This window comes from Tolypothrix sp. VBCCA 56010 (assembly GCF_050875635.1).
GTDB lineage: Bacteria > Cyanobacteriota > Cyanobacteriia > Cyanobacteriales > Nostocaceae > Hassallia.
Genome location: NZ_JBPAOH010000237.1, coordinates 1 through 7,696, shown reverse-complemented (window position 1 = coordinate 7,696; position 7,696 = coordinate 1). Strand labels below are relative to the sequence as shown.

The following is a 7,696-nucleotide window of genomic DNA, read 5'->3' as shown; positions in this document are numbered from 1 at the left end:
GGCTGACTCTGCTACTAATAGTACCTCTAAGGAAGTTCTGGAAACATTAAGAATGTGCCAGAAGCCTACACCGACCTGTACTCAGGCGGTGTAGGTAGTTCACAGAGCCTTTCGTGGTCTGCATTCCATCGGGTTCATTGCTTACTTCCGACGTGACCGGGGTCATAGACCCTTTTACGTGGAGACGCAGGAGTTGGGATTCCCAGAAGGAGACGGCTCCTCTGTCTAAAACGCTAGTGCGTCTACGCACGACTTCACGTCGCACCTTCCAATTAACCCCCTTTTTTTGAGTACCCGTCTTAATCTGTCGGGACTCAGTTTTACATTGCGTTGCCGCTCTGCGGCTTGCCGAAGGCATCGCGTTCTAATTTTTGCGTAAGTTGAAGACTATTGTATGTACGTGGTTCTTTTTTCAGGCAATATAGCCAAAAATACTATGTCCTCTTCTCCCCATTTTGACTTTCCTCCTCGACCGGGTAGTTCCCAAAGTCCTTCTAGACCTTTGCTTTTCCATTTGTGCAAAACCTCTCTTACCGCTTCTAAAAACCTACGCATATCTGGGCAATAATGCTCAAATCTCTGTAGAGGGAACTTAGCGGTTTATGTTCTTTAGAAATCATCTTTAACACTTTCGTTTGCTTTGGGCAGATTGCTCCGACCATCGCTTGACCAAAGACTCCCAGTTAGAGATAGCATAAAAGTTATGACGCTTAATGCTAGATTTCTTAATCAGATTATTCAGTTGATTCCACTGGCTCCATACGTGCTTTCCATCCTTCACGGAGAGATAGGCGGTTATGGAGCCATGAATTTTTTCTTTCAAGCGCATACCGCGTCTAGCGATAGCCATAGCCGCAGCTTCATCACTAGCTAGACCATACTGGCGAGCATATTTTACTAGTCCAATAACGCTGGTGTATGCTGGATTTACTTTCATCAAGTAAATACCACGGTTGCTTAAAATGCTTTCTAGTAGTTCGTAAAATCGGCTATATGCCCAATTAGAAAGCATTCGAGCATATTTTCTAGCACGTTCTTTGAGTTGTTCTTTTTTGGTTGAAAAATCTAATTCTTCACAAACAATCGGACAAGCAAATGTGTCTGCTAATGTCGCTAATTGCAAGCAAGCATCAACAATTTGAGCATCTTGCTTGCCTGATGGCAATCCCATTTGTAACGAGATTTGACCATGAGCTTTCAGGTTGCCATCGCAATCAACATATGCCCAACCAATTGAGCCAGGATTCAAATCGATTCCAATACATCCATAAGCGGAATGCCTAGAGACGCGCTTGACTGGTGCTGGCGTGAACTGTACTGCTGCATTCCATTTACCATCTTTGCAATAGAAGTGCCATGTTTTAGAACCATCTTTCGGTAATCTGTTGATTTTGCGGTCAAAGTTACCGACTCGTGTTTGTACGTACTTACCAAACTTTGACTCTAAACAAGCTGGTACACGGAACTTGAGGACATCACCATCCCATTGACAAACCTGATTGCCAAACGATTCATCTTTGGAGCCAACTACAAATGCTTGGTTTTTAGGAATGACTGCATGAATTGGTGCAGTCTTTAAATTCAAGATTTGTTTTTGTAGTTGACTAGCACGACGCTTTTTATTGTGAATCTGAAAGTGAAGATTATGCCAATTGGTTTTATGTGTTTTTAAATCGGATGCAATAGGTAGCCTGCATCCAGTTTTGGATTCTTTCCAGTTCTTTTTCTCATAAAATTTGAAAGAATCTGCTAATTTCTTTTCTGATTTACTAATCCAAAGATTAATTGATTTGAGCTTGCCTTCAATAATTTTGATATGATGTTTTCGATGTTCTTTAGATGCATCTACAGCGCCTTGAGCATGGCTGATTATACCATTAGCATGACGTTTTGAAATACCAAAAGTCTTTTGTAAATAAGTGTTCCAACTTGATTTGTTGAACTTTTGACCAAATAGAAGGTAATTCGCTGTCTCACAAGCTGCTTTATGAAATACCTGACTGTAAGCTGCCAAGAACATCTCAAACTCAGTGAGTCCTAAACTATTCAATTCTTCTGCTGGAGTCGGTAGTCCTTTAACATATGTGAGAGTCGCCATTTATTTTACCCCTTCGGGGTTCGGCAGTTGCTCCTGGGGGAAACCCCCATGACCGCACTGCCTCACCTCGTCAATGACATTAGATATTCCATCAATTAACTTCTTATTTTTACGACTTCTAGCACCATATAAACGTGCTGAAAATACCGTTACAAGTTCAATCATGTCTTGAACTAATTCTTGTTCAAAACTTAATTTTTCTGTGGATTTATTGATAATTACTACTTCGGTTTCCATCTCTTCACAGATAGCAAATACTAACTCAGCCCCGAAGCGTAGCAACCTATCTTTATGAGTTAGTACTAATCTCCCAACATCACCTTTAAGTATTCTGGTAAGTAGCTTTCTCAGTCCTTTCTTGTTATAGTTCAAGCCACTACCTAAATCTTGGATTGTCTCAAACTGCCAACCATTTGAACCACTAAAAGCTTCTAGAACCTGAATTTGCCTAGTTAAATCATTCTTTTGGTCATGACTTGAAACTCTTGCATAATTGATGGTTATACGGTCATCTAACTGTTTCAAGTCACGTGGCGTGATTCGTTTGATGTCTGCTAAATAGAAGCGTCTATGTCCACTCGGAGCGCGTTCATATCGAATCTTTCCAAGGTCAGCCCACCTCCTGATTGTGTCTACTGAAACTCCTAATTCTTTGGCAGCATCACCGATGCTGATAGTCACTGATTGAATATCCTCCATATCGCTGTTTCTGATATAGAATACATTCAATTCTATGGGAATTTCGGAAGAATTGCCTAGATATACCCAGATATTTTTATTCAGCTACACACCCTTTGTAGAGTCAAATTAAAGTGAGCAGCTATTTTTTCTACATACCAGCCATGCGCGTTTAGCCTAATTATTTCTGCTCGATCTTTTACTTTCTGTGGTACATCCGCAGTTCTTAGCTTTAACAGGGTTCTGTCTTGCTCACGAGTCAAGAATATCCTTAAACGGGCACCCATATATAAGTCACCTCGTTAGATGCATTCTACGTATTTACTTATCTTTACATAAGTTGGTTTTTTCGTGCCTACCTACTTAGTTGGCAGAATTTGCTCAAAATAATTGTTGATCTCGGTTGCTGAGAAGGGGTGGTTGCGGCGTTTAAACTCCCAATCTTTACCATTGCTTAAGAAAAGGCTGTCCCCCATCACTGGTTCTGCTGCTTTCCAGGGAGCATTTTTGTAATATTGATCGCGATCGCTCACTAACACTTGCTCAATCAAGGCTGGGTCATTAATTAAAATACTGGCTTGATTGAATAACCAAAAGCGCATAATATCGCCATAAGCCAAGCCATATTCATACAGCTTGATATGAGAGGGAGTACCCACAAAATCTAAAGCATTGCCAATTAAGAATTTAGGAACAGGACCAGGAATGTGGTTGAGATTATTTGACATTTTAGGTTTACGATAATCCAATTCTTGCCTGTGGGAAAAGAGTACCTAATTTTGACAGAAGCTGATTTAACTTGACAATACCCGCTTGATTTTAGCTGGTAGCCCGTCTCGTGGCACAATAGTTGCGGCTGGATCGTTGATTAGTAAGTTAGGCGTCGCCCCTAACCAAAAACACATTAAATCGCCATGTTTTAAGGCGTAATTATAAAGCAACTTATGAATGTCATTGCCAAAAAAATCAAAAAGATTACCTACTGGAAAAATTGGGCTTGGCCCAGGTATATTATTGAGTTTACGTACTTTGGAGCCAAAGAAAACTGGAAAACAATTTTCTAAAAATCTGGTTGAGGGAGAGGATGAGTTGGTAGACATATTGTTTCTTCCTTTTTTCTTGCTTTGGAAATTCGATTTTAATTGGATGCGGTTCTTTAAGCACGCGGTTCATCAAGTGATATTATGTCCGTCCGAATGCAGCGGATTTCATCTTAGTTGAATACACGCACCTCTGCACCGCACTGCCGTGCTCCTACAATGGACTGTATTCTATTCAGTTGAAAACTGCTGCCTCAAAATCTTCACTAACGTGAAGAACACGGACTAAATACTTAAGCTATTAGGTACATTCGAGGGTAAAAGAAAGGTGTAAGGTTCAAGCCGGTTTTGATTCCGCTGATTAATCAGTTGCTCAATTTCTTGTAATTTTGCCTGGAATTGTAGCAAAACCTTCTGAGCGCGGACATCGACAAAGTTCTTGTCTGGATAGCCCAGGCGATTTGGCTGGAAAGCACTGAGAGTTTTCATCAACTCCAATTGCTTTGCCGCCAACTTTTGTGGGGGGAGAATCTTCAGGATTGTGGCTTCATTAATTTCTTGATCGCGACTGGGAGGAGGTGCATAGGTTGCTAGCGGCATGTTGGGGGCAAAGGCGAGGTAGTCGTATTGGGGATAGTTCACCGCACCGTGCTGAGGTCCACTAATAAAAATAATCTGGGTGGCGATCGCCACTAACTGTTCCAGAGTGTCCAGTTTACCATTGGACACTAATCCTTTGACATTACCCCCTTCTGGAGATACGAGCTTTCGCACCCAATTCTGTAGTTCTGTATCCTCCTGGATCTGGACTGGAGATGTGTAGTAGAGATCTAGATAATCGCTAACGTAAGCCTCAATTGCTCTCCACAATAGCAAAGCATCATCCCGGTAGGGGTAGTCGGGCAAAAAGTTTTCTCCTTGTCCATCCAGATCGGTTTCTCCCACTCCTCGCCGAGTGAACTCCTTGGGCAGGGCAAACTCACTGAAGTTTTCTAGATATTCTTTGATGGCTGCTTTAATAACGCTGATGGAGGCTTCTAGAGTTCCAGCTAGCAGGGCATCTGCATAGCCACCCGGGCTGATCAATTGTTCTCGTGCCAGTTCATTGATTGCCAGGGTGAATTGAAAATGGGGTTTTAGCAAGACCGACAGAGGATGATTGGGCGCTAGTTCATTGGCGGTTGCCATTACAAACGGTTCCAACACCAGATGGGTTCGTCCCAGATGGCTGATGGCTTCGTGATAGTTGCCATCAGCCATCTGAGCAAAGATTTTTGCCATAAACCAGTGCATCCCATCGATTGGTGTATAAATTGGATTTTTTTCTGGATCGGGTTGCTGATTGAGTTGAATGGCAATTGGAGCTAAAGTACCGCGATAATCGCCATAACCTACGGGTTTCCAACAGTACAACACCAACGGAGCAGCAATGATTTTTGTTCCTTGTTCGTAGCTTCCTGGAGTGAGTCCATCAAGCCCTTTGTAATTAGTGAGGAAGATTCTGCCCTCTGCGATCGCCTCTGCCAGCGTCTTTTTAGTCACCATGATTTTTTGAAAGATGGCATCTGTAACTGGAAAGTTATCGGGCAATTTCCCAACTACGCGCTCAATCACCATCGGGTTAACACCAGCAATGCGCTGACGGGCAAAGACAGCATCGTTGCGGAATGTTTGCAATGTCGAGGGTTTAGGCAGGAGTGGAAACATCTCCTGGTAGTCTTCCAAGCTATCGAATGGATCAAAAACATTATCGATCTTGCTTGCCAAGGTATTCGCGATTAATGATACTAAGCCCCGATCTCGCTGCTGCAAGTATTTAAATGAGAACATTTCTAACTGTGGCAATTCTTTAATCAGCAATATCCCCGCTGTTTCGCTGTATTGATAATCTTCTCGCTGTATTGCGATCTGTTCATTTCGCTGCCGCTGTTGGTCAGGGGTATCGTCTTGGGGCAAACTCGGCTGAATCATGGAACTAATCCTCAAATTTTTAATGTATTTATCACTCTAAAACTGGAAACATCGATTTTCTTGCGTGAGAACTCTATTTCAACAGCTTGTGGTTCTGATGCAGCACAGATCAAGTCTTTTAGATCAACGTTGCAATTGTTGTATGGATAGAATTTCCTTGCTATCTCGGTTCTACACTGGGGATTATTGCTGTTTCGGAAAAATTTACAGAACTTGACCATTATTTTTTTGCATTATTTTGGGTAAATTAAGACTGCCCCTATAAATTTTAGATACATTTAACTGTGACTAGAACTTACGGATTGACAGAAATTTGATTGTATGCATAAACCCTTACTTGATTTGCACCAACAGAAGTTAAGTATGAATGAGCTTCATAGCTCTATTTTTAATAGGTGTAAGCACCATCAAATTATGCAGTTTTGGGATTGTGTGGAAAAAATTGCCGTGCCATATTCTGTAAAAAAAATTCATTCGGGAGTTTTTGATCTGGAACTTTCCCCTTTTTAACTGAGTTTTAGTGCCTGAAATTCTAAAACCCAGCACTAAATTTCGGAAATTGTTCCGACGCTAATAAAATCCGAAACCGTGTAAATTTTTATATATTTCCGCAGATAACGGCGCTCAAGCTAGATATATAAGTGCTTTAAGCTACTTGGCACTTCGTGACAGCAACTCTTTCCTTAGCCCATTGAGGAAAACTTTGCGATTTACTGATAGTGGCTTGCTCATAACTCCCCACAGTGTCAGCCATCACTTTTGTTTGGGGAATTTTTTGGGAAGATGCGACAAAAGTATTTTGAGTTGTTGTGATGGGTATAGGTACTGGAGTTAGAGGTACGGAAGTCGGCTGTGCTGGGGGTTTTGTGGATGGTGCAACTCTTTGTTGTGTTGCTGCAAGGTCTTGGACTTTACTGCTGCTAGTCCAGCACCCCTACGTGCTCTTGGGAAAAACCTGTCCACTTGTTATCGCAGGCTTCACTCCTAGTCGCGCTATAAATCCTAAAAAACACCTTCCATATTTTGAGTGTGAGAGCGCAAAATGGTTACGAGCGGTCTTCGGTACAAATTGATGACGGCAGCGGATGCCACATATTGCTATGCGTGGATAACTTTATCAAAGCCCTGGCAGTTAACTTGTTGCACGATAATTCCAGAGGACACCGCGAGCAAGCGATCGCATGGGGTAAGTTAAGCAATAAAATACAGGACTCCAGAGAAAAGTAGGAGGGGAAAATGCGCCTGGGAAATAATTACCATCTATGCGCTTCCCCGACCACTTGTGCACATGCGATGCCTGCGGTGCTTGCTAGCCTACGGACACGATGAAGATTGTCGTCGTGGGATGAGCGATGCTGAAATTATTACAGGGCGCATTCACGAAGAAAGAAGGCGATCGGATCGATGTGAAGAAGTACCCACCTTTAAGCATAGGTGGGATTGAAATAAGGACGCTGTATTTTTTCGCCACGTGGGTACTCAAAATACATGTTTTTTTTTAACTGGGCTTTCAACACTTGTACTTTCGATTTCGCTATGGTGGAAGCGCGTCTTTTTCCACCACTTTGAAGTGCGCGATCGCATTCAGTAGTAAATTTGTATTCCATAACCCGCAACGCCGGGTTAATACACGCTCTTCAAGCTTGTAATTGACCCGGCGTTGCGGCAGCGGCTTCTTGGGTAAATCAAGGAATTGAAAGCCGAATTAAAGTACAAACCAAAGTCGGATGAAGGTTAAGATGCTATCACGCATTACTATTAGATCCGTGAGGAGTAATTATTTTATTGACATACTCCCCGCAATTCAATTGCGGGGATTCTAGGCTCAAACAACAATCGCAGGCAAAGCCCGACTTACATCGCCTAACCTAATGGTCGATGCCCCAACCATTTGAATATTACGCGCAGC

Annotated in this window: 6 protein-coding genes; 2 read left to right on the top strand and 4 right to left on the bottom strand. The window is 42.3% G+C overall.

The window, feature by feature from the left end; all coding sequences use genetic code 11:
• Positions 1-622 precede the first annotated feature (622 nt).
• The 4 genes from AABK37_RS38940 to AABK37_RS38925 form a co-directional block, all read right to left on the bottom strand.
• Complete coding sequence (locus tag AABK37_RS38940) at positions 623-2,098, bottom strand: hypothetical protein (RefSeq protein WP_432556750.1); 1,476 nt, start codon at positions 2,096-2,098, stop codon at positions 623-625.
• On the bottom strand, positions 2,099-2,797 hold the full coding sequence (locus AABK37_RS38935) for an IS607 family transposase (protein ID WP_432556749.1): 699 nt from the start codon (positions 2,795-2,797) through the stop codon (positions 2,099-2,101).
• A gap of 338 nt (positions 2,798-3,135) precedes the next feature.
• Positions 3,136-3,504, bottom strand: a complete 369-nt coding sequence (locus AABK37_RS38930; protein WP_432556748.1) for a cytochrome P450 — start codon at positions 3,502-3,504, stop codon at positions 3,136-3,138.
• Between the two features lie 597 nt (positions 3,505-4,101).
• The gene (locus AABK37_RS38925) at positions 4,102-5,787 is read right to left on the bottom strand and encodes a lipoxygenase family protein (RefSeq protein WP_432556747.1); all 1,686 of its coding nucleotides are present in this window, start codon (positions 5,785-5,787) and stop codon (positions 4,102-4,104) included.
• A 1,029-nt stretch (positions 5,788-6,816) separates the two neighbouring features.
• Here AABK37_RS38925 and AABK37_RS38920 point away from each other — a divergent pair.
• Together AABK37_RS38920 and AABK37_RS38915 are read left to right on the top strand one after the other, a co-directional pair.
• Positions 6,817-7,014, top strand: a complete 198-nt coding sequence (locus AABK37_RS38920; RefSeq protein ID WP_432556746.1) for a hypothetical protein — start codon at positions 6,817-6,819, stop codon at positions 7,012-7,014.
• A gap of 61 nt (positions 7,015-7,075) precedes the next feature.
• Positions 7,076-7,231 carry a hypothetical protein gene (locus AABK37_RS38915; protein ID WP_432556745.1) on the top strand — a complete coding sequence of 52 codons (156 nt, stop codon included), beginning with the start codon at positions 7,076-7,078 and terminating at the stop codon, positions 7,229-7,231.
• Positions 7,232-7,696 lie beyond the last annotated feature (465 nt).